The organism is Streptomyces sp. NPDC054770 (assembly GCF_053611985.1).
In genome coordinates this window covers 12,379-38,743 of the sequence record NZ_JBSHBL010000048.1, presented here as the reverse complement: position 1 = coordinate 38,743, position 26,365 = coordinate 12,379, and the positions used below count along the sequence as shown (strand labels likewise).

The 26,365-nt window shown below is 70.8% G+C and carries 13 protein-coding genes and 1 pseudogene; 8 read left to right on the top strand and 6 right to left on the bottom strand.

Annotated features, from left to right (window positions below; all coding sequences use genetic code 11):
- Positions 1 to 55: 55 nt before the first annotated feature.
- The 3 genes from ACWGKQ_RS33565 (at position 56) to ACWGKQ_RS33555 (ending at position 2,762) form a co-directional block, all read left to right on the top strand.
- On the top strand, positions 56 to 757 hold the full coding sequence (locus ACWGKQ_RS33565; RefSeq protein WP_453295789.1) for an MmyB family transcriptional regulator: 702 nt from the start codon (positions 56 to 58) through the stop codon (positions 755 to 757).
- Between the two features lie 214 nt (positions 758 to 971).
- Positions 972 to 2,114 (top strand): serine hydrolase domain-containing protein, encoded by a 1,143-nt coding sequence (locus ACWGKQ_RS33560; protein ID WP_453295788.1) that lies wholly within the window; start codon positions 972 to 974, stop codon positions 2,112 to 2,114.
- A gap of 174 nt (positions 2,115 to 2,288) precedes the next feature.
- Positions 2,289 to 2,762: a hypothetical protein gene (locus tag ACWGKQ_RS33555; protein WP_453295787.1), complete on the top strand. Its 474-nt coding sequence runs from the start codon at positions 2,289 to 2,291 to the stop codon at positions 2,760 to 2,762.
- 79 nt (positions 2,763 to 2,841) lie between these two features.
- Here ACWGKQ_RS33555 and ACWGKQ_RS33550 read toward each other — a convergent pair whose 3' ends face one another.
- The 3 genes and pseudogenes from ACWGKQ_RS33550 to ACWGKQ_RS33540 form a co-directional block, all read right to left on the bottom strand.
- Complete coding sequence (locus ACWGKQ_RS33550) at positions 2,842 to 3,522, bottom strand: response regulator (RefSeq protein WP_453295786.1); 681 nt, start codon at positions 3,520 to 3,522, stop codon at positions 2,842 to 2,844.
- A gap of 55 nt (positions 3,523 to 3,577) precedes the next feature.
- Positions 3,578 to 3,748, bottom strand: a pseudogene (locus tag ACWGKQ_RS33545) (CocE/NonD family hydrolase C-terminal non-catalytic domain-containing protein); the annotation flags it as partial.
- A 124-nt stretch (positions 3,749 to 3,872) separates the two neighbouring features.
- Positions 3,873 to 4,415 carry an NUDIX domain-containing protein gene (locus tag ACWGKQ_RS33540; RefSeq protein WP_453295785.1) on the bottom strand — a complete coding sequence of 181 codons (543 nt, stop codon included), beginning with the start codon at positions 4,413 to 4,415 and terminating at the stop codon, positions 3,873 to 3,875.
- A 144-nt stretch (positions 4,416 to 4,559) separates the two neighbouring features.
- On the opposite strand from ACWGKQ_RS33540, the gene ACWGKQ_RS33535 reads away from it, so the two are divergent.
- From ACWGKQ_RS33535 to ACWGKQ_RS33525, 3 genes are all read left to right on the top strand, one after another.
- Entirely contained in the window at positions 4,560 to 5,753 is a 1,194-nt protein-coding gene (locus ACWGKQ_RS33535) for an AfsR/SARP family transcriptional regulator (protein ID WP_453295784.1), read from the top strand.
- Between the two features lie 146 nt (positions 5,754 to 5,899).
- Positions 5,900 to 6,325 (top strand): hypothetical protein, encoded by a 426-nt coding sequence (locus ACWGKQ_RS33530; protein ID WP_453295783.1) that lies wholly within the window; start codon positions 5,900 to 5,902, stop codon positions 6,323 to 6,325.
- 1 nt (position 6,326) lies between these two features.
- Positions 6,327 to 7,142 (top strand): helix-hairpin-helix domain-containing protein, encoded by an 816-nt coding sequence (locus tag ACWGKQ_RS33525; protein WP_453295782.1) that lies wholly within the window; start codon positions 6,327 to 6,329, stop codon positions 7,140 to 7,142.
- A gap of 24 nt (positions 7,143 to 7,166) precedes the next feature.
- Here the strand turns inward: ACWGKQ_RS33525 and ACWGKQ_RS33520 are convergent, their stop codons facing one another.
- A complete protein-coding gene (locus ACWGKQ_RS33520) occupies positions 7,167 to 7,493 on the bottom strand; it encodes a hypothetical protein (protein ID WP_453295781.1) in 327 nt (108 codons plus the stop codon).
- Between the two features lie 261 nt (positions 7,494 to 7,754).
- Here ACWGKQ_RS33520 and ACWGKQ_RS33515 point away from each other — a divergent pair, with 261 nt between their 5' ends.
- Positions 7,755 to 10,997 (top strand): patatin-like protein, encoded by a 3,243-nt coding sequence (locus tag ACWGKQ_RS33515; RefSeq protein ID WP_453295780.1) that lies wholly within the window; start codon positions 7,755 to 7,757, stop codon positions 10,995 to 10,997.
- A gap of 65 nt (positions 10,998 to 11,062) precedes the next feature.
- Here ACWGKQ_RS33515 and ACWGKQ_RS33510 read toward each other — a convergent pair whose 3' ends face one another.
- Positions 11,063 to 12,715, bottom strand: a complete 1,653-nt coding sequence (locus ACWGKQ_RS33510) for an alkaline phosphatase family protein (protein ID WP_453295779.1) — start codon at positions 12,713 to 12,715, stop codon at positions 11,063 to 11,065.
- 360 nt (positions 12,716 to 13,075) lie between these two features.
- Positions 13,076 to 19,195: a LamG-like jellyroll fold domain-containing protein gene (locus ACWGKQ_RS33505; protein ID WP_453295778.1), complete on the bottom strand. Its 6,120-nt coding sequence runs from the start codon at positions 19,193 to 19,195 to the stop codon at positions 13,076 to 13,078.
- 482 nt (positions 19,196 to 19,677) lie between these two features.
- On the opposite strand from ACWGKQ_RS33505, the gene ACWGKQ_RS33500 reads away from it, so the two are divergent.
- On the top strand, positions 19,678 to 26,352 hold the full coding sequence (locus tag ACWGKQ_RS33500; protein WP_453295777.1) for an RHS repeat domain-containing protein: 6,675 nt from the start codon (positions 19,678 to 19,680) through the stop codon (positions 26,350 to 26,352).
- Positions 26,353 to 26,365 lie beyond the last annotated feature (13 nt).

The window sequence follows — 26,365 nt, the reverse complement described above, 5'->3', positions numbered from 1 at the left end:
ATGCCCGGCGTCGCTGTGCGTCTGAGCGGCCCGTGATCGCGCCGGGCGCCGCGACATGATCAACGCCTCCGACGGCGTCATCGAGGCCCTCGCTCGCGCCCTGCGGCTTGACGACGCCGAGCATGCGCACCTCTTCGACCTCGCACGAGCCGGGAATCCCGCTGTTCACCACGGCCACGGCGACCAGTCCCGAAGAGTACGGCCAGTCGTTCAACAGCTGCTCGCCGCCTTTACCGGCGCCGCCGGTCTCGTCGGCAACGATCGTCTGGAGATCCTCGGCGCCAACCGCATCGGCTACGGGCTCTTCGCCGCGATGTTCGCCAACGGCTCCCGACCGGCCAACCTCGCCCGGTTCACGTTCTTGGACCCGGCGGCGAGAGAGTTCTTCGCCGACTGGGAAAGTGCCGCCTCGGACATCGTTGCGGCGCTGCGATCCTCAGCGGCACGCAACCCCCACGATCGTGAGCTGACCGGGCTGATCGGTGAACTCGCCACGCGCGCCGAAGCGTTCCGCGTCCGCTGGGCGACCCATGACGTCCAGCTGCACCCCAGCGGCGTGAAACGCCTCAGACACCCGCTCGTCGGCGAGATCGAACTCAACTACGAGCAGCTCGACCTCCCCTCGGATCACCGGCTGGCGATCATGACGTTCACCGCACCCGCCGGAACTCACGCCGCGGAAGCCCTCGACTTCCTGGGCAGTTGGAACCTCGGCCAAGAAGAGGCCGATTCATCCACGACTTCGCCGGCGTACTGAGGTCGAACTCGTGGGAGTGCAGTTCCTTCGGAGGGATCGCCTCACCAGGGCGGTGTCGGGACGCAGTTGGGACGCAAGGACGGGAACAGACCGACAAGGGTCGCCAAGATCCTCGAAGGACTCATGATCCGTCGGCCGCGGGTCCGGGATGGCGCGGCCGTGTCCAGGCGACAGTGTCTCGTCGGGGCGGCCGGACAGCGCGGGCGGGAGAACGATGAGGGGCTCACGATTCGGGGCGTCGGCACTGCTGACGGTGTGCGCGCTGGTTCCCACGGTGGGCAGTGCGGTCGCCGCACCGCCTGCCGTGGTACCAGACGGAACCGCGTTGCAGGCGGCGCTGGACCGGGTGACGGCAACCGGCGCGGTCGGCGCGGTCGGCGCGGTCGCCGAGGTCCGGCAGGGTGGCGCCGTATGGCGCGGCAGCAGCGGCAGGTCCAGGCTCGACGGCCGGCAGCCCGCCCCCGTCGACGGCCGCTTCCGCGCCGGAAGCGTCACCAAGACGTTCACCGCCACCGTGGTGCTCCAGCTGGTGGGCGAGGGGCGGCTCCGCCTGTCCGACACCGCCGAGAGGTGGCTCCCCGGCCTCGTCCCCGCCCCCGGAGGCGACCGGATCACGGTGCGGGAACTGCTCCAGCACGCCAGCGGCCTGCCCGAATACGCCGACGGACTGCTCGACGGCGACGCCCCTCGCGACCGCTTCCGCACCTGGACACCCGCCGAGCTGGTCCGACGGGCCGTCAAGGACGGCGACCAGAACCGCCCTCTGCTGTTCCCGCCGGGCACCGATCACCACTACTCCAACACGGACCACATCGTGCTCGGCATGATCGTCGAAAAGGTCACCGGCCGCTCGTACCGCACCGAAATCGACCGGCGCATCATCCGGCCCCTCGGACTCCGGGACACCCGCCTGCCGGGCTCCTCTCCCTTCATCACCGGGCCCCATTCCCACGGCTACGAACCGGTGGAGAAAGGGGACGGGACACTCGTCCCGGTCGACTACACCACCGTCAACATGTCCATCGCCGGCGCTGCCGGCGAGATCATCTCCACCACCGCCGACCTCGACCACTTCTTCCGCGCCCCGCTCAGCGGCGGCCTACTGCGCCCGGCCGAACTGCGCGAGATGACCACCGACACCAGCGGCGCCGGCTGGGGCCTCGGCCTGGAGACGGCCACGCTCCCCTGCGGCGCCATCGTGGGCCACGGCGGCGGCACTCCCGGATACCGCACCATCTCCTTCCACACACTCGACGGCACCCGCCAAGGCACCGTGGACTGGACCGACTGGGGCGCCGACGCAGACGCCGGCCCCGCGGCCCTCGCCCTGATGACCGCCGCCCTCTGCCCCTCGTAGCGCCCGCTCCCCGGAACGGTATGCGCGGCCCGGCGTCGCCCTGTCGCCCGGCACGTCGCCGAACGCGACCCTGCCGGTCGGCGGCGCAGGTGAATCCGAGGGCATCAGGGCCTCGGGCTCATCCCGTTACTCCTTCGGCGCGGATCTCGGTCCCACCCCGCCTAAGCTGCGGGCGTGGATTACAGCGAACTTGAGGCGGACATTCTCCGGCTGATCGTCGGAGCCACCGAGGGCGGTGTTCGTGCCTTCGGAGAGGAGACGGTCACCCGTCTGGTGCGGCCGGAGCTGCTGCGCGATGCGGCCGAGGACGAACTCACGGAAGAGGCCCGGACGGCGCTGACCACCGCGTGCGCGAACGTCCTGACGATCAGCGCCGCCGAGCTGCACGACGAGCTTGCGACGATCTATGACGGCATCCTGGTCGAGGACGGTCTGGACCTCGGAGTCCTCACCGCCATCAGCGCGTTGGCGCACTGGCAGAGCTACCTGGAGCAGAACCGGCGCGGCGAGCTCTACGAACTCGCCATCCGTTCCATCGAGGACATCGACCAGGAGGTGTCCGCGGATCTCGACGACTTCCTCGCCACACCGGAGATGGCGGCCGAGTACGAGCGCATCCGGCGGCTGCTGGCCCCAGACGCGAAGTAGGGGCGCCCGGCGGAAGCCGACAGCGCACGGACGGTTCGGTACCACCGCCGAAGTCCGCCGCGGGCGGTCTGCCGGGCAGTCAGTCCCCGGCCCGTATCAGCCCGCTCTCGTAGGCGAAGATCACTGCGTGGATACGGTCGCGGAGGCCGAGTTTGGCCAGGATGCGGCCGAGGTGGGTCTTGACGGTCGTCTCCCCGACGAAGAGGCGGTCGGTGATCTCGCCGTTGGCCATTCCCCGGGCGACCAGGGCGAGGACGTCCCGTTCCCGGTCGGTGAGTGCGGCCAGGCGGCTGCGCTCTGCGGGCGCGGACGTGGGGGACTGCAGGACGAAGCGTTCGACCAGGCGCCGGGTGAGCGAGGGCGCCACCATGACCTCGCCCCGCAGCACCGCGCGGACGGTCACCAGGATCTCCTCGGCAGGGGCGTCCTTGACGAAGAAGCCGTTCGCGTCGGCCCGCAGGGCCGCGTAGGCGTACTCGTCGAGATCGAAGGTGGTGACGACGAGGATGCGGGGCCCATGGGGCTGCGCGCAGAGGTGCTCGGTCGCGGCGAGCCCGTCCAGACCGGGCATGCGTACGTCCATCAGGACGAGGTCCGGCTCCAGGGCGGCCACGCCCGCGATCGCCGCGTCGCCGTCGGCGGCCTCGCCCACCACGGTGAGATCGGGCTGGCTGTCGACGACCATGCGCAGTCCCATCCGGATCAGTTCCTGGTCGTCGCAGATCAGCACCCGGGACGATGACGGGCTCCGGCTGGTCATGGGGCCGAGGGCCAGGACACGGCGGGCCGCGGCCGCCGCGTGACCCTGCCGCTGTGTGGAGCGTGATTCGTACCGGTGTGAATTCTTCGGCGTCGACCGACGACTCCCCGGTACCGGGACTCCGGGCATGGCGCGGATGGGCGCCTCCGCTGATCTGCCAGCGAATACGGTGACCGGCGGCGAAGCGGTAGGCGGTGAAGCTCATCGGTACGGTGACCTTCGAAGGCGCCTAATGTCGCATATGTTCAATAGCCGCCCGAAGCGCATGACATGGCGTAGCCCGCGCGCCGGCAGCCCCCGATCCCGCGCACCCGGACCCCGCGCACCCGGAACCCCGGACCCGGCAAGGCCTACCCGGCGGCGCCGAAGCCGGCGATCGACAGTTGGGCGCCGCCGCCCAGATAGTGGCCGAGGGCGATGCCCGTCGTCGGCACGATGGCCTCCGGGATGGCGCCGGTGCCGGTCCAGCGGACCTGTACATGCTTGGCCGGTTCGGCGTTGGCCGGCTCGCCGGTCCACTCGTGGGTGGCGAAGACGACGGTGAGGAAGCCGCCCGGTGCCTCGACGCCCCAGGCGCCGTGGATGAGGTGGGCGACGCGCAGCGACTTCGGGTCGACGACCAGCCCGGTCTCCTCCCGCAGTTCACGCACGGCCGTCTCGGTGACGGGCTCGCCGGGGTCGCTCTTGCCGACCGGAAGGTCCCACAGACCGTTCCCGTACTTGGCGCCCGGGCCCCGCTGGAGGAGGACGACCCGGTTGTTCTCCTTGTCGTGGACGATGACGGCGGCCGCCAGGAGAGTCATCGATTCCACCGCGGGCCGCAGGGCCGGAGGCCTGCCGCCGGTGTGCTGGTCCGCCACGGGTTTCCCTTCGTCGATGGGCTCGCTCGGCATGCTAGGGAAGGCCGTCCGCCCGCGGGGCGGTTTCCGGTCCCGACGGCCTGCGGACGCCGCCGGTCGCTACACCGAAATGCGGATTGACACGCCCAAACCACCGCCCTTGAGTGGACGCCAGGCAGAACCGCAGGGGGAGACGTCATGCCTGGTCACAGCAACTCATCCGCGCCGCAGCCGCCGCTGCAACCACCACTGCCCGGAGTCCCGAACGACCGGCTCTGCCGTGAGCTGCTGGAGGCGAGCGACGCCGCCGCCGACACCGGCGACCTGGCGACCGCCGCCGCCCATGCCCGTACCGCGGCGATGCTGGCCGCCTCCGCAGGGCTGGCGACCCACCTGCGGGCCGCCCAGCTGCGCCAGGGACGCCTGGCCCTGCTGGCCGGGGACCATGAGGCCGCCGCCGACTGGTTCCGGCAGGCCGGGGCGCCGGAAGCGGACCGGCCCCCACCGCGCCCATCGGACGACGCGGCCCGCGCCGAGCCCGGCCCCCGGCTGTGGGGGCGGCTGCGCCACACCTGGCGCGCCCCGGAACCGCGACGGTCCCCCGACCCGGCAGGGCCTGCCGCGCACCCTGCGCCGCAGCTGGCGATCGCGCTGCTCGGCTCCCTCAACGTCAGCGTCGACGGCGTCCCCGCCGAGGGCTGGAACGGCCACCGGACCCGCTCACTGCTCGCCTTCCTGGCCACCCACCGCGACCCCTGGCCGCACCGGGAGGCGCTGATGGGCGCCTTCTGGCCGGACTCCGCCCCCGAGGCCGCCCGCAACAGCCTCGGTGTCGCACTGCACCAGCTGCGCCAGACCCTGCGCACCGCCACCGGTGATCCCGTGGTCGTCTTCAGCTGCGGCACGTACCAGCTCTGCCCGGGCCTCGGCCTGTGGCTGGACTCCGACGAGTTCGAACTGCGGCTGTGCACCGCCCGGGACGCGGAGGACCGCGGCGACAAGACCGTCGCGGTGACGGACTACGAGCAGGCGCTCGCCCTCTACCGGGGCGAGTTCCTCGCCGAATCCCCGTACGAGGAATGGAGTGCCCTCTACCGGGAGCGGCTGCGCCTGGCCCACCTCGACGCCCTCGCCCGGCTCAGCGAACTGCACTTCACCACCGGACGTTACGTCCCCTGCGCCGAGCTCCGCCGCCGGCTGGTCGAACTGGACCCGTGCCGGGAGAGCGCCCACCGCCGCCTGATGCGCTGCCTGAGCCGGATCGGTCAACCCCACCTGGCCATCCTCCAGTTCCGCTCCTGCGCCAAGGCCCTGCGGGCCGAACTCGGCATACCGCCACAGCGCGAGACGGCGGCACTGTACGACCGGCTCCGCGCCGACCTTCCGGTGTGAGCGTCGTTCGACACGTGGCTTAACGCGCCGGGCCGCGCGATTAAGCGGTGCCCAGCGAGGCCGTTAAGCGGCGTCCGGCATAACCGGTGCCATGGCCGGCGGCACTCCGCCGCCGAGCCGACCGCTCACAAACAGAGGAGAACGGCATGTCAGGCCAGCCGGATCTCACCGACGTCGGTTTCGGCGTCGACGCCAGGGCCCTCCAAGTCACGGACAACGACGGCATTCCGTCCAGCCTGATCGTCACCGGTTCGTTGCCGATCACAGTCAGTCTGACCTTCGAGGCCAAGGGACTGGCCCTGCCACTGATCACCAACCCGACCTACGAAGTGACCTACGCCTTCAACTCGCGTAGCGGCACCCCTGACGTCATCCGCAACGTCATCCGCACACTCAACACGAGCGGGGGCCCGTCGCCCACGCAGGTCGTGGTCAGCGGCGCCACCACCCAGGACGTTCTGCCCCCGGGCACGCTCGTGCCGGGGATCTACGAGGTCGTGGCGACGGTCCGATTCCCTGGCAAGCCAGGCATCGGCGCATTCGCCACGACCCCGGTGATCCAGGTCATCTGAGATGAGCGACGACGAGCTGACCCGGCTTGACGGCGTTGGCGCGTCCACCGCTCGCAGGCTGGCCGCCGCCGGGATCCGCACGTACGCCGACCTGTCGGCCGCATCCACGGGTGAGGTCCTGGCCGCCCTGCGTGGCCTGCACGGCCTGTCCGTGAGCCGGGTCGAGCAATGGCGCAAGAGCGCGGCCGAACTCCTCGCGGCGGCACCCGAGTCCGAGCCGGACGCGGCAGATGAAGAGTACGAGAGCTTCATGCTGCGGGTCCGGCTCGACCGGGGCCGGGTCCGCGCGACGGAGATCCGCAGAGTACGCACCGGGGAGACCCGGCACTGGCCCGAGTGGGACGCCCAGGCGCTGCTGGCCTGCGTCCTGGGCCGGCCGGCCCCGCCGGAGGCCGACGTACAGCCGGAGCCGGAGCCGGTGGCAGCGGTGGCGGGAGCCGACGAGCCCGGGGCTCGCCCCGTGCCGCCGACCGTCGTCCTGGCCGAGCCTCGGCTGTCGGTCGGGGACGGCGGCACCGTACGCGCGTGGGCGCCGTTCGCCATGGACGTCGCGCTCGAACTGCCGCGGTCCGGTGGCCCGGAGCAGCGCTTCGCGTACTACGCGGCCGTCACCGAGACCCTGACCGATGCCGGACGGCGGATGCTGGCCGACGGCCGGGGTGTGGTGGTCGCCGGACACCCCGTCATCCGGCTGCCGTTGCCCGGCCTGCCGCCCGGCACCCACTGCCTGGGCGTCGCGGTCAGCCTGCGCGAACCCGGCGGGCTCCACCCGAGCGCGCTGGCGGCCACCGTGGACGGGCTCGTGCTCAGCCTGTGACGGCGACGGGCACCGGACCACGCCTCACGCGGCGGAGTCCGAGTCCGGGCCCGCCTCGTCGTCCCAGGCGATGCCGATCTCCCGCAGCCAGCGGCTGTCCTCCGGTCCCGGCCCGGAAGGCATGGCCGACGGCTGCGGGACGGTCGGCGCGGTGGGCACTTCGGTTCGTACGATCGAAAGGCCGCCCTTCCCGCCCGCATGGGTGACAGTCTCGTCGCCGCGCTCCAGCACCACCAGCTCGTACCGGGGCGGCCACTGCATCAGTATCCGTCGCCGGCAACTCGGGCAGAACCATTCCTCGGCGCCCGATGCCAACGTGTTGACCAGCCGCATTTCATGGGTCGTGCTCATGGCGTCTCTCCGTACCGGCGCGGAACAGGGAAGTCGGATCGGGGACCGGACCGGCCGCGGGGTGGAGCGGCCGTACGCCCGTATCCGGTTCATGCCCATTGCGCGCTGATCGCCAATCAGTTTTCCGGCAGTCGGGACTTCGCAGACGTCGGGTGACGGTCGCCGTCGGCCCGGCGGTGGTGTTTCCTCACTCGCTTGCCGGATAGCCAGCGACGGTGATCGCCGTGAGCATGGTGTGACATCCGACCCTTGGGGGATGCCGTGCCCGGAGGAAGCGGCGGTTCGCTGGATATCGACGGTCAGGACGTCCGGCTGGCCGTGGTGATGAACGGCGGGGTGAGCCTGGCCGTCTGGATCAGCGGCGTCACCCAGGAACTGCACCGGCTCGCCACGGCCCGGCGCGCGCCGGGCCGGGCCTATCTGCCGTTGCTCGACCTGCTCCAGGCCACGGCGCGGGTGGATGTGATGGCGGGTACGTCGGCCGGCGGTATCAACGGGGCGTTCCTGGCACTCGGGCTCGCCCGCGGCTCGGACATCGAGGCGATGCGGGACCTGTGGCGGGACAAGGGCGCAGTGGACAAACTGCTGCGCGACCCGCTGCAGAAGAACCCGCCGTCCGTCCTCAAGGGGGACGACTACTTCCTCGCCGAGGTGACGAAAGCCCTCCGGAAGGTCGGCGCTCGAGGAGCGGGTGGCCCGGCCGTCGCGGGGGAGGGGGACGAGGCGGCCGTGGAGCTGATTCTCTCGGGCACGCTGTGGCGCGGCCGTGAGACGTCGTTCAGCGACGACCTGGGCGTACGCATCACCGAGACCGACCGCGACGCGCTGTTCCGCTTCGGCTGGCGGGCCGATGGCCCGGCCGACAGCACGGTGTGCGATCTGGACGGCCCTGACGCGGTGGACCGACTGGCCGTGGCGGCCCGCTGCACCTCCTCTTTTCCCGCCGCCTTCGAGCCGCACTGGGTCGAGGTGTCCGGCGAGGCCGCGGGTGGCGAGGGCCTCTGGGAAACAGCCGCGGGGACGGCCAACTTCGGCACGTCGCAGTACGTCGTGGACGGCGGCCTGCTGCTCAACAAACCCGTCCGGCCCGCGATGGAGGCCGTCTACCGGCAGCCCGCGCAGTGGCAGGTCCGCCGTGTGCTCGCCTATGTCGTCCCCGACCCCGGAGAACAGCAGCCCCCGCAGCGGCCGTCCGCCGGGAAACCCACGACTCCCGAGCCGCTGCCGACCGCTCCCGAGGTAGTCCTCGGCACACTCACGCGGCTGCGCTCGACCGACTCCGTCTCCCGCGAACTGGCGGAGATCCGCTCCCGCAACACCGATACGCACGTCCGGCGGCGGGCCCGGGACCGGTTCGCCGCCGCCCTGACCGAGGACGCCGGACAGCTGGCCGTGTCCGCGTGGCCGGCCTACATCGAGGTCCGCACCGACAGCGCCGCGCGCACGATCGGCTGTCTGCTGGCCGCGGGGCAGAAGGCCTCCGACACGAGCCGTTGGAGCGAGACGGACCTGGTCGCCCAGCTCAGAAGGCTGCTGGTGCGGCGCCGCGCGGAGGCGGAGCCGTTCTTCATCCCCCAAGACCCGCCGGATGCGGCCGTCACCCGTACGGCGGAGTACTGGGACTGGGGGCAGACCACCGTTCAGCGGCTGCGCGACATGGCTGTGGACGTGCTCCGCCGGGCCGTGTGGCTGGCCTGGATCGGCTCGCCCGAGCGAAGGGCGATCGTCCAGGCCCGTGCCGAGGCCAGCCGCGTCTTCAAGGACCTCCAGGCCGACCGGCGCGGCCTGGAGGAGTTCTGGACGGCCGCCTCCGGGGACCCCGGCCGCCCGATCCCGGTCCGCAGGACCGACGCACAGGGCCGGGCAGCCGACATCGCGCAGTTGCGGGACTGGCTCGGCGACACGCTCACCGCCTGGGGGCAGGAACCGGCCGGCGGTGCGGAGGAGCGCCGCCGAGGTCAGTACGGGCAGGCACGGGGGCTCGCCGAGTGTCTGGCGCAGTGCGCGGACGCGATCTCCGCCGTCGTGGAAAAGGGCAACAGCGTGCTGGACCCCGACGGTTCGGAGCGCGACCGCCTCAAGGCCCTCTACGAATACCTGCTCGCCGACGCGTCCGCAGGGCCGGAGGCCGTACTGGAGCGCATGCTGCGCCTCGAGGTGGTCCAGCAGGCCTTCTCGGGCGTGGCCCACGACGTCGAGCAGGAGGTCGAGCTGGTCCAGTTCTCCGCCGGTTCGCCCGGCCTCGTCACCGGCAGGCAACTGCACCACTTCGGCGCTTTCTGGCGGTCTTCCTGGCGGGTCAACGACTGGATCCACGGACGCATGGACGGCGCCGCGCAGATCGTACGGACGCTGCTGTCGCCGGAGCGGCTGCGCCAGCTCGGCACGGTGCCGGACGAGGGGATGGTCGAGGAACGCGTCGAGCAGCTCGTGTCGGCGGTCCGGGCCTGTGCGGTGGCGGCCGAAGACGAAGCCGACACGGTGTGGCTGGCGCAGCAGTGGCAGGCCGTGGAGCCGGACTGCCGTGACTTCGTCAGGGACCACGTCGTGAGCGCGGCCACCCCGCTCGCCGACTCCGATCGGAGAGCGCCCACCGGTAAAGAGGTCTCGGACGCCGCCGCGACCGACCCACGGTTCGTACGCTGCGTGGCCGCCGTCACGCTCGCCCTGCACCTGCGCATCCTGCGGGAGGACCTGCAGGCCCTCGCCGCGGCGGTACGGGACGAACAGCGAGGCACCGCACCTGACAGCCCCGCCGGACAGACGGCTGCCGCGGGCGCCACACAGGGCGGGGAGACCTGGCTCCGAGGCTACGGCGCGGCGGTCGGCAGGCAGTCGCCGTTGTCTCCGCCGGACCTGCGGGAGCAGTGGGAGCGGGCGGCAGCCATCGGTGGTCAGACCATCGAGGACGACATCGGCACCGACTACTTCGCCCGCACCATCTCCAGGGCGGCTGCTGTCACCGCCGGTGTGATGGGCGCACCCGGGCTGCCCGGCCGGGCGAAGCGGCCCGTCGGCATGGTGCTGAGCGCCCTGCGCGGCTACACCCTGGCCGTCTGGGCCATGGTCACGTTCATGACCAGTGGGAGCAGCGTCGGTCGTAACGCCGTCCACCTGGCGGTCGCCGTGGGCGGAACGCTTCTGGGCGTCTCACTGGTCGTCCCGGGCATGCCGCTCGCGGTCCCGCTGCTGGGCGCGCTGCTGCTGATCGCCGGCTGGTCGGCGGCGGCCCTGCTCGACAAACGGACGAAACCCGTCGGGCGAAAGCTGCTTCCCCTCGCCTGTCTCGCCCTTCTCCTCGTCGTCGGATACGGGGTCTGGGCCTGGGGGCACGACGGCCTCAGCAGCCTGCTCGGATTCCTGGTCAAGGCCGGCGTGGTCGTCATGGCGGTCTTCATCGGCTGGTGGATCAGCCGCGCCCACACCACACCCACAGCGTCGGCGAGCCCGGCCGACAAGTCCGGAGGCCAGGACGGCCACGACCCGGCCGGGCCGAACGGCTGAGCCCGTGCCGAGCATGAGGCCGCCCGGCACCCGAGCGGCCTCATCGCCGGCAGTCAACGCCCGGTTCAGCCGACCGGCAGGACGGCGGTGTGCTCCTCGCGGACGGCCTTGAGGGAGCGGGGGTCGAGACCGAGCAGGCTCAGGATCGTCGGTGCGATCTGCTTGGTCTGCACGTGCGCGGAGTCGCGCACGCCGTCCGGGACGGAGGCGCCGGACACGACGAGCGGAACCGCGAGGTCGTCGGAGTGGCCGCCGCCGTGCTCGGCGACCTTCTTGGTGCCGCCGGTGTAGACGACGCCGTACTGCGCGACACCGAGGAGGTCAGGGACCCGGGCGTCGCCGGCCTTGACGTGGAAGTAGCCGGCCGCGGCCTGGCCGGCGTAGACCTTGCTGAGCCCGCTGTGGGTGTAGGCCTTGGGCGCGGCGTTGATGTCGGTGCCGGTGCCGCTCTGTGCGAGCAGGTACTTCTTGGCGAAGGCGGTGGCGGCCGCGGAGCGGTCGGAGAGCCAGAGCAGCATGGCGTCGTCGTCCACCGCGTGCGTCACCAGGTCGGCGGCGCCGGGGTGCAGCTTCTTCCAGGCGGCGTCGAGGCCGTCCAGCAGCGGGCCGTCGTCGACGCGGGTGAGCGCGGCGGGGTCGGTGGGCGACTGGCCGTGCTTGGCGGAGAGGACGACGGCGGTGCTGCCGGACAGGTGCCGCTTGCGGATCTCGGCGGTCAGGGCGCCGATCTCCGTGTTGACGTAGTCCAGGTTCTTCACCAGCAGCGGGCCCGGGACGTTCTTGGCGGTGTAGCCGCCGGTGAGGCCGTCGGAGGCGGGCAGCTTCTGTGCGGTGGAGACCGACTGGAAGTTGAGGCCGAAGATCGCCGGGGTGCCGACCTTGTGGGTGCGGCTGTGGTCGTAGCCGTCGATCTCGTTGAGGACGGCCTTCACCTTGTAGCCGTCGTACTGCTCGGTGGCCTTGTTGTCCGTGGTCCAGTCGTTGCCGGCGGCGTAGCCGAGGGCGTCGCTGTTGATCTCCGGGGTGAACAGGTCCTGGACGCCGGTGCCCGAGGGGCCGTTGAGGATCTCGTAGGCGGCGTGCTTGTCCGACCAGGCGGTGCGCAGACCCGCCTTGCGGGCCACCTCGAAGATCGTGTTCACCTTGAGGTACGAGTGCGGGTACACCGGCTTGCAGGTCTTCGGGTCGACGGGCAGCTTCGACGCGTTGATCAGGCTCTCCGGCCGGCCGGTCATCGACAGGATGCTCTCCGGCAGGCCCGCGAGGCCCTGACCGGCGTCGATGGAGGCCTGGTTCTTGTCCAGGTCCTCGGTGAGGTCCACCTCGACCCCGGGCTTGACGCCCTTGCAGCTGGTGGTTCCCGCCGGGAGAAGCGCGGCGTTGTAGGTGTCGTCGTAGTAGATGCCCGTGGTGCCGGGGCTGCCGCCGGTCGCCTGGGCGACCATGCCGGGGAAGGAGTCGGACGGCGTGGTGGTGCTGGCGTGGGTGTACTCCACGCCGCCGCCGGCCAGCCGGGCCAGCGCGGACTTCGGGTGCCTGGCGATGTACCAGGCCAGGTCCGACTGGTGCAGCCCGTCGACGGAGATCAGCAGAACGTGCCTGGCGGCGGCCGCCGGGTGGGGGGAGGCGGCGAACGCGGACGGCTGGGCCGCGGTCACTCCGGCCAGGACTCCGGTGGCGGCGAGGACGGCTGCGGGTCTGACGTAACGTCTGGACATCTGATCTCTCCCGGGTGTTCGGGGCGTGTTGCGGGTGCCGGGCTCATCAGAGTCGTGCCCTGTGTACCGGAACCGGCGCATCCGTGAACACACCCGGAATGGGCGGTCGGGGCTTCACCAAGCAGGTCTGGTTTTCCCCAAGGAGGAGGGCGTCCCCGCCCTCGGGCGAGCCGAACGACCGGAGCCGGCAGGCCGCCGGTGGGGTGAGTCCGGGTCAGCCCTCGAAGCCCTGGGCGCGCAGGATCCGGTCGACGCGGGTGCGGTGGGCCTGCTCCCACGCGTCGAGGGTCTCGGCGGCCTCCGAACGGAAGAAGGCCCCCGGTATGGGGGCCTTCGACCTCTTGGAAACAGCCGGCCGGGTCAGTGCAGGGCGCTGACCTCGGTTGCCGAGAGCGTGCGCGGGTAGACGTGGACGTCCGCGACGGAGCCGGGGAAGGCCAGGTAGGGGGTCGTGGCGGAGGCGCTGTTGACGCAGCCGCCGATGGTCAGGGGCAGGGAGGAGTCGTACTGGGGGCTGAGGTTGGTGGCGGTCCCGACCAGGGTGCCGTTCTGGTAGAGGGCCATGTTGCCGGTGGTGGACGCCCCCGGGACCGGTGCCCGGAAGGTGGCGACCAGGTGGGTCCAGGTGCCGACCGGGCCGGAGTTGTTGTCTCCTTCGGCGGTGGGGAAGTCGGAGTTCTCGTCGTTGGTGGTGGTGGTCTGGAACATCCAGGCGGCGCTGGGTTTGTCGTAGGAGAGGTAGAAGGACTGGTGCTGGGTGGTGCCCTGGCAGACGGCGGCGGTGCCGAGGGCCGAGTTGATCTTCACCCAGGCGGAGACGGTGTAGTCGCCGAGGGTGTTGACCGCGCTCTGCCTGCTCTTGAGGAAGCCGGTGCTGCCGTCGAAGGCGACACTGCCGGACAGGCCGCTCGGTGCGTCGCTGCCGTAGGTGGCGCCGCCGGTGGCGGTGACCGGGTTGAGGGAGGCGCTGTCGGTGCCGTTGGCGGCGAGCTTCCAGTCGTCCTCGGGCATGCCGTTCTGCCAGCCGCCGGGCACGATCACGCTGTTCGCGTCGGCGTCACTCGCCGGCATGGCGTAGGGGTAGACCTGGACGTCCGAGACGGAGCCCGGGAAGGCGTTGTACGGCGAGGTCGCGGCAGGGTCGTTGACGCAGCCGCCGACGGTCAGGGGCATCGAGGAGTCGTACTGCGGGGTGAGGTTGGTGGCGGTCCCCATGAGGGTGCCGTTCTGGTAGATGGACATCACGCCGCTGTTGTCGTCGCCCTCCACGGGTGCGGTGTAGGTGACCAGGAGGTGGGTCCAGGTGCCCACGGCCCCGGTGTTGGTGTCTCCTTCCGCGGTGGGGAAGTCGGCGCTGTCGTCGTTGGTGGTCGTGGTCTGGAACATCCAGCCCTTGTTGCCCCGGTCGTAGCCGATGTAGAACGCCTGGTGCTGGCTGGTCCCCTCGCAGATGGCGGTGGCCGGGTTGTCCGTGGAGTCGAGCTTCACCCAGGCGGAGACGGTGTAGTCGGCGGAGGTGTCGACGGCGGTGTGGTCGCTCTCCAGGAAGCCGGTGCTGCCGTCGAAGGAGGTGGCGGTGTCCGGGGCGTTGACCGCGTCCGGTCCGGTCGAGCCGAAGGTCGCCCCGCCGACCGCGGTGAACGGGTTGTCCCCGCGTGCGTCGGTGCCGTCGGCGGCCAGCTCCCACTCGTTGTCGGGGGTGTCGCTGCCGGTGGCCTCCGGCACGAGCAGGTTCGGCGCGATGCCGACGACCTGGGTGTTGGTGTCGTTGAGGTAGCGGGCGGCGAGGTCGTCGTAGTACGTGTTCGACGGGTTGCCGCTCGAGAGGTCCGCCGCCTTGACGGTCGAGGAGGTGGCCGTGCCGTCCGTGGAGACCGCCGCGGCGAAGTCGATGACCTGGGTGGGGAAGTTGTCGAGCAGGTACTGGTTCACCTGCTCACGCGCGGACTCCTGGGTCGCCGTGCCCGGGTGCGCGGCGGTGAACGGCGCGATGGTGGTGAGGTAGACGGTGATGTTGGAGTTCTGCGTGACCGGCTGCCCGTTGACGTAGGCCTGTCCGTCGTCGGTGTAGTAGGAGCTCAACTCGCTGTTGAGCGCGGCCAGTCCGGTCTCGACGCCGGTGGCGCAGGCGTCGGCGGTGCCGGTGCAGTTGAGCAGGTCGGCGGCGCCGGTGGAGACCAGCACGGTCCGCACGTTGCCCTGCGCCAGCACGTTGCGGTCCAGCGGGTTGAGCGCGTTGGTCGGGCTGTCGCTGGACGTGCCCTGCGGCAGCAGGTTGTTGCTCAGGCTGGTGCTGTTGGTGCCCGCGTTGAGCACGCCGTAGTCCACCGAGGAGTCCCCGTTGGCGTCGCCCACGATGGCGCCGGTGATGGCGTCGCTCAGGTGGTGCCGGCCGTCGCCGCTCGCGGTGTCGCCGTTGACGCTCTGGTCACCGTAGAGGACCAGGGAGCCGGTGGGGGCGGAGGCGGGCGTGGTGACGTCGATGCCGGCCAGGTACGGCAGACCGGTGTACGTGGTCTGCGTGAACTTGGTGGCCGCGGTGTCGCCGGTGCGGTTGGCCGCGTCGCTGACCCACACGGGTGTCTGGGCCGTGGCGTGGCCGGGCAGCGCGGACACCGAGCCGTGCACCTGGAGGCTGACCAGCACGGTCGCCTGCTGTGTCACGGCCAGCGTCACCGGGTCGCTGGTGACGTCGCCGCCCGCCGGAATCGTGACCGTGGCGGCGCCGCCGAAGGCCAGCGCCACCGGTGCCGCGGCCGCCGTGGCGCCGCCCGCGGTGGTGTCCTGCAGGGCGACGGAGGCCGCGTCGAAGGTCACCGGGCCGCTGCCCATGGCGTTGGACAGGTGGATGCGGACGCCGTTGCCGTCGTCGGAGCCGATGCTGACGTGGGCCGGGACGCGCAGCGTCTGCCCGTTGACGGTGGCGGCGCTGCCACCGGACTGCGTCACCTTGGCGGTGTCCTGGACGGAGGACCAGGTGCCGACCCAGTGCTGGGCGCTGGTTCCGCTGCCGGTGGCGGTCAGCGGCCGCAGGCCCATGCCCAGGATGTGCAGCGCCGGCTGGCCGGCCTGGACGCCGTTGGTGAACAGCGGCAGGGAGATGCTGCTGATGACCGAGCCGGGGCAGGTCAGCGGGACGCTGACGGCGTAGATCTTCGGGCCGGGGCTGGGGCTGGTCTGGGTGTTGTTGCTGTGGTTCTGGTGGACGAGGGTCAGCGTGGCCCCGGAGGCCGGCCCGCTCAGCCAGTCGGGCACCGTGTCCAGCGTGTACGACTGGTCGGCGGGGTCGCCGTTCGGGTCCAGGCAGTTGTTCTTGGCGTAGGTGATGGTGCCGGTGGCGCCCTTGGCCGCGCCGCCGGTGGCGAAGGCCAGGAAGACCACGGCGCCGCCGGTGTTCACCGCGCCGCTGCCCGGCACGGTGACGGTCTGCCCGGAGGCCAGCATGTTGTCGTAGGTGCCGGTGCCGAACTTCGGCAGCGCGATGCTCGTACCGTCGACGGTCACCGACTTGCCGCTCTGCCAGCCCGAAGTGCCGGTCAGGTCGGCGGAGTTGATGCTGTTGCCGGACCCGTCGGCGTCGGCCGTGCTGGTCGTGGTGGTGAAGGTGCTGGTCGCGGTGTTGTTCAGGCAGCTGCTCGTGCTGTTGATCGCGCAGGTCAGCGCGGGCGCGAGGCGCAGCACGTCGAGGCCGGCCTGGTAGCCGGTCGAGCTGGGGTTCTTGCCGGTCAGGGTGAGGGTCAGGGTGTGCACGCCCTGCTTGAGGGTGAGCAGTTGGCCGTTCGGGTCCTTGGGGATGCCGAGGTTGACGAACCGGGTGGTGACGTAGGAGTTGTAGGCGTCGAGGCCGCTGAGCAGGGTGGCCTGGGTGGGCTTGCCCGCGTCCAGGACCAGGTTGTAGATGCCGTAGTCCTTGGCCCTGGTCAGGTTGGCCCCGAAGCTCCAGGGACCGTCCTTGGGGATGTCGAAGCTGAACGTCGCGCTGTCACCGCTGACCACCTTCGAGGTGGTGCTCTTGTTGGCCAGCATGGCCTGGTAGCCGTCGGCGAACTCGTAGCCGCTGCCCGCGGCCTGGCTGATCAGCTGACCGCCCTTGGACGTGGTGGTCGCCTTCGGCACCACGGTGGTCGTGCCGTCGGTGTTGGTCGCCGTCCAGCCGGCGATCATCTTGTCGCCGTAGGCGTACGTCGGGGTGCTGGTACCGGCGTAGAAGGCGTAGCTCGTCTGGGTGATGGACGTCGAGCCCGCCTGGTCCACGGCCTTGGCGTACAGCGTGTGCGGTCCCGCCTTGGCGGGGGCGAAGGCGGGGGAGGCGCTGCCGTTGAGGACCGCGGTGCCGGTGCCGGGACCGTTGTCCGAAGTGGCGTAGTAGACGTGGCCCGGCACGATCGTCGTGCTGGTGGTCCAGTGGGTGACGCTGCTGCTGTAGACCGTGTTGCCGAGCGTGGCGTCCAGCGCGAACAGGTAGCCGGTGATGTTGTTGGTGTGGTTGTTGCTGATCGTGAAGGTGCCCTTGTCGCCGAAGGCGGCACCGATCTGCTTGGCCGGGAACTGACTCGAGGTCACCGTGGGCGCGGGAGGCGCGCTGGTGTCCACCGTGAAGGTCTGCGTCTTGGTCCAGATGCCCGATCCGGTACCGGCCCAGTAGCCGGCCGCGTTCTGCGCGGTGGCCTTCCAGGTGTAGGTGCCGTCCGGCAGGCTCGGGGTGGTCCAGTCACTGCCGTTGGTGTTGTAGCGGGCGCGCTTCTTCGAGTCGGTACTGGGACCGAAGCCCTGGTGGACCAGGGTGCCGGAGGAGTTGTAGACGTTGTACTCGATGCGCACCAGTTCGCTTCCGCCGGCCAGGTCGGGGTCGACCGCGCGCGCGGACAGCGTCGGGGTGTGGGTGGTGGTCATCGTCTTGCCCAGGTTCACGCTGGACGGCTTGATGGCCGGGGTGCCGGTGCCGTTCTTCAGCTTGGGCCGGTAGCTGTACGTCACCGACATGGTGGCGCCGCCGCCGTAGGCGAGCTGCTTCCACTGCGTGGCGTCGTTCATGTCGGGCGACTGGACCATCAGCGTCATGCTCTTCCAGCCGCCGGCCGCCGCGCTCTGCGCCCGGGAGGTCACGTCGAACTCCAGTGACGGCGGGCTGACCCAGGAGTTGGCGCCGTCGGTGACCGGGCAGGTGCCGGCCTCGTGGCTCTTGGGGTTGGTGCCCAGCGAGCCGGTGCGGCCGCCGGGCTCATGACCCCAGTACAGCGACGACGAACCCCACCCGGCGGGACGGTCGGTGCCGTAGACGGCGGCCGGGGTGTCCGAGCAGGAAGCGGCGGAGAGCTGCTTCACGTACAGCGAGGCGTGCGTGACCACCGCGCCCTTGATGCCGCTCGTGTTCATCTGGTAGTAGGTGCGGGCCCGCTCGCCGTTGCCGGGGGAGGAGTTGTCCCACCCTTCGCGGGCGTTGGTGGAACCCGAGGTGGACGTCGAGTTGTAGACGTTCCACCCGTTGTCGGAGATCCGCGCCCAGTCCAGCTGGGAGGGCCTGCCGCTCCACTCGGGGTCGACGTAGACCGGGTAGGCGGTGCTCTTGGCGGTGAGCAACTTCTGGTCGAGGCCCAGCAGTTGCCTGCCGTGCCGGAGGCTCACCCGGACCCGGGCGCGGTGCCTGCCGACCTTGGCGGCCGCCTGCTGCTCGGCACGGGCCGAGGAGACGGTCGCCGTGCGGGCCGAGGGCGTGCCGGCGGACTTCTGGCCGGCGCTGTCCCACATCAGCGCGGTGTCACTGTGGAACACCGTCTCGCCGGTGCGTCTGTCGGTGGCCCGAGCCCCGCCGTCACGCGTGGGGGTCAGCTCGACATGGGACGAGGTGGTGTTCAGCGCGAGGCTCCGCAGCCGCGGATCGGCGGCCGCCTTGCGGGACTTGACCACGAGGATCGAGGAGTAGCCGGAGGCGTCCGCGGTCAGCTGGAGGTCCACCTGGGGCAGTACGTCGGGGTAGGTGGCGGTGGCGCCGGAGATCACCGGCTCGGGCAGCCTGCCCGGCCAGGAGAAGCCCAGCCGGTCACTGCCGCTGCGCATCGTGACCAGCGGGTCCGAACCGCCGTCGGAGAACGCCACGTCGGTGACCGCGGCCCGGGGCGCCCAGGTTCCGTTCGCCTGCCGCACCAGCTTCGTGTCGATCGGCACCCACTTCCCGTGCCGCAGGGTGCGCTGCGGCATCGAGGAGTCGGTGCGGGTGAAGGTGCCGTTCGGGTTGGCCACCACCAGCGTTCCGGTGTCGGTGAGTTGGTCGATCGTCACCGGCTTGCCGGTCGCCTTGGCCCGCGCGGACGCCGCCTCCGTGGCGTTGAGGCGCCGGGCGTTGGACCGGGAGTGCGGGCTGTGCGAGGTCGGGTGCGACGACCGGGCGGAGGTGGCAGGCGTCGCGTGGGCCGTCACCGTGGCGGTCAGCGAGCCGGCGGCCAGGGCCGCGACGACGGCGACGGCGACGGGTCTTGGCACCGGCCGTCTGGACGCGGGCATGCGTGTGCGGAAGGCGGACATTCGAAGTCGGGATCCTTTGCAGGTCTCGGGCGGTCCCCCCGTGGGCCCCGCGCCGAGGTGCATTCTGTGCGGCCGATGTGAGCCGGGTCCATCGTCGATTGATCGCCTGGTGACCGAACCAGGTCCGTTTTTGACGTATGCAGGTCAAATTGAGTTCAACCCTAGGGGATTCCTTTGCGATCCATGTGCACGAGCTTTGCATGCCGTGTTGATCTCACGCCCTAGCGTGAAGCTTTCGTGGGGGCTTGATCAACTGTGCCTCCACTCGGCGTGCGCTCAACCGACCTGGACCGAAGGCCACTTGGGCGCCCACAGAATCACCCGGGGGCGGCTTTGTCGTGCCCTGGGCCGGGAACGGGGGAGGGCTCACGATGACGCGAACGGCCGGGCTGGGGAGACGGATAGGACGGGGCGTCAGACGGCTCCGTGGTCTCAGCCTCATGACAACGGGTGTCCTCGTGGTGAGCATGCTCATCCCCGCCGCGGACGCGATGGCCGCGCCGGGCTGGCATCGGCACGTCTCCGCCCCGGACGTGGCCAAGGACAAGCGGATTCCCTTCACGCACGCGAAGCCGAAGGCGGCCGCGGCGTCGAAGAGGTTCACCCGGTTCGATCCCGCGGGGCACGCGTCGTTGCCGGGCGCGGGGAGCGCGACGGTGTCGCTGACCGCTCCGTCCACCGGTGGGCGTTCCGCGCACGCGGCGGCGGGTTCGGCGTCCTCGCGGCGGACGGTGTCGCGGGTGCGGGCGGGGTCGTCGCCGGTGCTGCTGTCGGCGGTGCGTTCGGGCGCCACGGCACGCCGGGTCCGGGTGACCACGGCCGACCAGAAGACCGCACGGGCCGCCGGTGTGCACGGCGTGCTGTTCACCCTGCGGAGCGTGGGCGGTACCGGCTCCGGCGGCGTCGGGGTCGACGTGGACGACTCGTCCTTCCGCAACGCCTTCGGCGGCGACTACGCCTCGCGGCTGCACCTGGTGCGGCTGCCGGCCTGCGTGCTGACGACCCCTCGGCTGCCGCGGTGCCAGGCGCAGACCCCGCTGCGCACCAAGGCGGGCGCGCCGTTGTCGGCCCAGGTCTCACTGCCGGCGGCGACGACGTCCAAGACTCTCGCCGCGCACACCGCCGCGGCCTCCGCCGGCCTGGTGGCGCTGGCCGCGACCGCGGGCACGAGCGGCTCGTCCGGCGACTACACGGCGACCAGTCTGTCGTCCGGCGGCACCTGGTCCACTGCGGGCAACACCGGGGCCTTCACCTACAACTACCCCATCGCCGTGCCCGGAGCCATCGGCGGTTCGGCACCCACGCTGACCCTGAACTACAACTCGGCGACCCAGGACGCGCGTACCGAGGGCACCAACAACCAGTCCTCGTGGCTGGGTGACGGCTGGTCGACCTCGGACAACTACATCGAGCGGACCTACAAGTCCTGCAAGGACGACTCGTCGGCGGACGCGCCCAAGAACGACGGCGACGAGTGCTGGGCGGGCCAGCTCCTGACCCTGTCGCTGGACGGGAAGTCCACGGCGATCGTCTACGACGACAGCACCAAGACGTTCCGCGCCGCGCAGGACGACTCCACCACGAAGATCGAGGATCTGACCGGCGCGACCAACGGCACCGACAACGGCGAGTACTTCAAGGTCACCGAGAACGGCATCCAGTACTACTTCGGCTGGAACCGCCTGCCGGGCTGGAGTTCGGGCAAGGAGGAGACCAAGTCGGCCTGGACGATGCCGGTCTACAAGGCGCACGGCGGGGTGTCGGACTGCCCGGCGGGCACCGACTTCGCGTCCAGCTCCTGCACTCTGGGCTACCGGTTCAACCTGGACTACGTCGTGGACCGCCACGGCAACGCGATGGCGTACTACTACGCGCCGGAGACGGGCTACTACGGCCCGGACATGAAGAACACCGCGGTGGCCTACACCCGCGGCGGGACGCTGAAGCGCATCGACTACGGCATGACCTCGTCCACGGTCTACTCGGGCACCGCGCCGGAGCAGATCCTGTTCGACGCGACGGCCGAGCGCTGCATCGCGGGCACGCCCGCTGGCAACACCTGCTCGGACTCCCAGTTCACCAAGTCCAACCCGGACTACTGGCCGGATGTGCCGATCGACCTGAACTGCGCCAAGGACGCGACGGACTGCACCAACCACGGTCCCAGTTTCTGGTCGCGCAAGCGTCTGACCTCGATCACCACGCAGGTGCAGGTCGGCGGGGCGACCAAGCAGGTGGACCGCTACGACTTCACCCAGTCCTTCCCCGACGGCGGGGACCACGCCCCGACCCTGTGGCTGGACAGCATCAAGCACACCGGCCTGGACCTGCTCGGCGGGGCCTCCGCCAGTGCCGCCACCCCGTCGGTCAGCTTCGATCCGCCGTTGCAGCTGGCGAACCGGGTCGGGACGATCCCGCAGATGCCGCTGATGTACCACGACCGGATCCAGACGGTCACCACGGAGACCGGTGCGCAGACCACGGTGGCCTATGACACCCCGGACTGCTCCGGCGCCCCGGCAAGTGATCCGTCCGACCCGGCGGACGCGGCGGCGAAGGGGTTCGCCTCGACGAACAAGCTGCGGTGCTTCCCGGCGTACTGGACGCCGGACGGACAGCCCGCGCCGCTGCTGGACTGGTTCTATCTGCACCCGGTCAGATCGGTGTCCACCATCGACCCGCACAACAGCTACCAGGACGGCACCGAGCCGGAGTTGCTGACGGAGTACTCCTACAAGGGGAACCCGGGCTGGCACTACGACGACAACGAGACGGTCAAGAGCAAGAACCGCACCTGGGGTCAGTTCCGCGGCTTCCCGGAAGTGGACGTCACCACCGGTGACCCGAACGTCTTCCACTACACCGACGGGGCCAAGGTCTACGACCAGAAGACCCTCACCAAGACCTACTACTTCCTGGGCATGAACGGCGACATCATGCCGTCGGGGACCCGCAGCGTGCCCGCGCTCACCAGCCAGGACGGCAGCGTCAGCGTCGCCGACGACAACCCGCTGGCCGGGCAGGTCTTCGAGACCGACACCTACACCGGTGTGAACGGCGACATCGACAAGGCCGTCGTCAACGTTCCCAAGATCATCGGCCCCACCGCCACGCGCGCCCGGACCGGAGTCGCGGACCTGACGGCGAACATGGTCCGCCCCGCCAGAACGCTGACCCGCCAGGCCGTCTCCTACGGCTGGCGGAAGACCGAGACCGACACCTTCTACAACACGACCCTGGGCCAGACCACCACCGGCATGGCCGTCCAGAGCGACGACCGCGGTGAGACGGGTGCCACCGGCAACACCGCCAAGTGCACCTTCACCCGCCGCCTCGACGGCAGCGCCGCAACCCTGGTGGTCACCGCCGAGAGCATCGTCACCGACCAGGACTGCAACAGCTCCGGAGCCACTCCCTCCGGCAACCTGATCTCCGACACCCGCACGTCGTACGACGGGCACGCCTTCGCCTACAACGGCGACGGCGACGGCCAGACCAAACCGGACCTGCCGAGCACGGGCGACGCCACGCTCGTCCAGAAGGCGTCGGCGTCCAGTGGGGCGACCGCCACCAAGTTCGTCGACCAGACCCAGACCACGTACGACTCCTACGGCCGAGTCGTACTGGCCACCCGGACGCCGCACTCCACCGCCCAGGACGGCAGCAGCCTGGCCCAGACGGTGGCGACCTCGTACACGCCGGCCGCCGGCGCGCTGCCGACCAGCACCACCACCGCCACGCAGATCACCCCGGGCGCGACCTGCACACCGGCCACCACCTCGTCCAAGGACTGCCAGGTGGCGACCACCGACCTGGATGCCGCCCGTGGCGTGCCCGTCACCAAGACCGACGTCGCCGGTCTGGTCACCTCGCTGTCCTACGACGCGCTCGGCCGGCTGACCGGTGTCTGGCTGCCCAACGAGAACAAGGCGTCCGGTGCCGCCGCCAGCATGACCTACAGCTATGCGCTGTCCGCCACCGCTCCTTCGGTGGTGTCCACCGGCACCTTGCTGGACAACGGCAGCTACAGCGTCAACGAGACGCTGTACGACGCCATGCTGCGCACCCTGCAGACCCAGGTGACGGCGGAGAACGGCAGCACCACGGTCTCGGACACCCAGTACGACTCGCACGGCTGGACCGTGGTCACCGACAACAGCTACGCGATCTCCGGGAACCCGGGCTCCAGCCTGGTGTCGGTCTCCCAGGTGAGCATCCCCGCCACCACCGTCACCGACCACGACGCGATGGGACGCACCACCCGGAGCACCGAGGAGCACGACGGAGCCCAGACCTGGAACACCCGCACCGCCTACACGGGGGACAGGACCACCGTCATCCCGCCCACCGGTGCGGTCGCCACCACCACGGTGACCGACGCCCGCGGTCAGAACACCGAACTCGACCAGTACACCGCGGCACCGGCCGTCAGCGGCAGCGCGACCGGCGGCTACACCACCACCGGCGGGACCTCCCACGCCACGCGGTACGGCTACGACGCGGCCGGCCGGCAGAACAAGGTGACCGGCCCCGACAACGCGGTGTGGTCCTTCGGCTACGACCTGCTGGGCCGCAAGACCTCGCAGGCGGACCCGGACGCCGGCACCAGCCACTACGGCGTCGACGACGCCGGGAACCTCTTCTCCACCACCGACTCCCGCGGCGACGAACTGGACTTCACCTTCGACCTGCTCGGCCGCAAGCTGACCGAGACGGACAAGGCGAAGAACTTCAAGGTCGCCTCCTGGCTGTACGACACCCTGCGGATCGGCCAGCAGACCTCGTCCACCAGCTACGTGCAGGGCGTGACGGGCGGATACACGGTCGCGACGACCGGCTACACCACACTCGGCAAGTCCACCGGCACGAAGATCACGCTGCCCGACAGCGAGGCGCCGCTGCCGGCCAGCTACCAGACCACCTACACCTACACCCCCAAGACGCAGCTGCTGGCCTCCCAGGTCGACCCGCGCACCCAGGGCCTGATCGGCGAGACCATCACCTACGGGCACGACGTGCTCGGCAACCCGACCACGACCGCGAGCAGCGCCCAGACCTACGTCGGCGGCACCGTCTACACCAACTACGGCCAGCCCTCGCAGCTCACCCTGGGGGCGTCCAGCAACCCCGCCTGGATCACCTACTCCTACGACGACCAGACCCGCAGACCCACCGAGCGGCTCATCACGCGCACCCAGGCGCCGGGACCGCAGGTGGACGACACCACGTACTCCTACGACGCCGCCGGCAACCCGCTGTCCGCCGCCGACCAGCAGTCCGAGACCGGCAACACGGTCACCGACACCCAGTGCTACCAGTACGACACACTGGCCCGGCTGTCCCAGGCATGGACGGCGAAGGCCGCCTGCCCAGCGCAGGGCACCGACCCCACCGCCGCGACCGTGGCCGGCACGGCCGGGTCGTACTGGCAGTCGTACAGCTACAACGCCGTCGGTGACCGCACCCAGGTGATCGACCACTCCACCACCGGCGGAGCGGACGTCACCACCGGCTACGTCGAGGGCTGCACCACCGGTTGCAACGCCACCGGCGCCCAGCCGCACACCCTCACCAAGACCACCGGCGGGAGCAACCCGGCCGACTTCGTCTACGACGCCGCGGGCAACCTGCTCACCCGCACCCCCGCCGGCGGCGGCGCCGGCCAGAACCTGACCTGGGACGACGAGGGCCACCTGGCCCAGGTCGACACCACCGGAAGCAGCCCCACCACCACCAAATACGTCTACGACGCCGACGGCAACCAGCTGATCCGCCGCGACCCCGGGAAGACCACGCTGTTCGCGGGCGACACCGAGATCGTCGTCAACACCGGCGTCACTCCGAACGTCCTGCTCGGTGCCGTACGCACCTACGCGCACGGTGGCGCCGGCAGCGCGGTGGCGGTCCGCTCCAGCCTGCCCGGCGGAGGCACCGACTACCTCTTCGACGACCCGCACGGCACCGGCACCATGGCCATGGACACCACCACGCAGAAGGTGTCCCGTCAGCAGTACACGCCCTACGGGCAGCAGCGGGCCAACGCCAACGGCACCGCGTGGCCCGACCCCACCCACTCGTACCTCGGCAAGTCCCAGGAAGCCGCCACCGGTTACACCGACGTCGGCGTCCGCAAGTACGACCCGGCGCTGGGCCGCTTCATCAGCGTCGACCCCAAGTTCGAGGCCACCGACCCGCAGCAGCTCGGCGGCTACGCCTACGCCGGTGACAACCCCGTCACCAACGCCGACCCGAGCGGCCAGATGTACCCGGCGGACATGGGCCCCGGGCCGGGCTACCGCCCGCCGACGGATGCGACGGACTGGCTCTTCCGCGGCTCCACGGTGGACTTCGGGGGTTCGGAGAACATCCAGTCCAGCGGGTTCACGCCGACCTCCTCGGACCCCGGTGTCTCCGTCCACTTCGCCACCCAGTCCGCGAACGACTACCACGCGCAGGGCGTACTCCACATCCTGAACAGGCAGGACCTCACCGACGTGGAGGTGGTCGACAACTACTACCAGTCGCTCCCGTACGAGAGCGAGGTGTTGGTCGAGTCGTCCGCCAAGGGGCTTGCCGACCGGGCCCGGGTGACGATCCCGGTCGAGCAGGCGCGGGACATCCTCTCCAAGATGGGGATCGACGTCGATCCGTCCACCCGGCTCGGTGATCTCAAATTCAACATCGAGTCGACCCCCAAGCTGACCCCCCATCAGATCGAGGAGTTCGCCAAGAGCGCCGGGGCCACCGGTGGTTCGGGCAGCGGTGCCGCCTCGACCGCGAGCAAGCTGGCGGACTCGGCGGGCGGCGACGCGGGCTTCATCACGGTCGGCGGCGCGCTGAAGGGCAGCCTCTTCGTCGGCGCGGTGGCGCTCTCCGCCTACGACGTCGCCAAGGCGCCGCCGGCCCAGCGGCTGCACACCGCCACCCGGGACGCCGCGGGCCTCGCGGGCGGCCTCGCGGGCGCCGCCTACGGCGCGGAGGTGGGTGCGGCCATCGGCTCGGCCATTCCCGGAGCGGGTACCGTCGTCGGCGGTGTCGTCGGCGGTGTCGTCGGAGGCATCATCGGCAGCGGCGTGGCATCCGATGTGGCCGACAAGGTCATGAATTGGTTCTGACCCTGGATGGAGG

Excerpts from the sequence above, each read along its gene's own strand:
- ACWGKQ_RS33550 (WP_453295786.1), bottom strand. The coding sequence starts at position 3,522 with ATGACCAGCCGGAGCCCGTCATCGTCCCGGGTGCTGATCTGCGACGAC.
- ACWGKQ_RS33535 (WP_453295784.1), top strand. The coding sequence starts at position 4,560 with ATGCCTGGTCACAGCAACTCATCCGCGCCGCAGCCGCCGCTGCAACCA.
- ACWGKQ_RS33510 (WP_453295779.1), bottom strand. The coding sequence starts at position 12,715 with ATGTCCAGACGTTACGTCAGACCCGCAGCCGTCCTCGCCGCCACCGGA.
- ACWGKQ_RS33525 (WP_453295782.1), top strand. The coding sequence starts at position 6,327 with ATGAGCGACGACGAGCTGACCCGGCTTGACGGCGTTGGCGCGTCCACC.
- ACWGKQ_RS33540 (WP_453295785.1), bottom strand. The coding sequence starts at position 4,415 with ATGCCGAGCGAGCCCATCGACGAAGGGAAACCCGTGGCGGACCAGCAC.
- ACWGKQ_RS33530 (WP_453295783.1), top strand. The coding sequence starts at position 5,900 with ATGTCAGGCCAGCCGGATCTCACCGACGTCGGTTTCGGCGTCGACGCC.
- ACWGKQ_RS33520 (WP_453295781.1), bottom strand. The coding sequence starts at position 7,493 with ATGAGCACGACCCATGAAATGCGGCTGGTCAACACGTTGGCATCGGGC.
- ACWGKQ_RS33560 (WP_453295788.1), top strand. The coding sequence starts at position 972 with ATGAGGGGCTCACGATTCGGGGCGTCGGCACTGCTGACGGTGTGCGCG.
- ACWGKQ_RS33500 (WP_453295777.1), top strand. The coding sequence starts at position 19,678 with ATGACAACGGGTGTCCTCGTGGTGAGCATGCTCATCCCCGCCGCGGAC.
- ACWGKQ_RS33565 (WP_453295789.1), top strand. The coding sequence starts at position 56 with ATGATCAACGCCTCCGACGGCGTCATCGAGGCCCTCGCTCGCGCCCTG.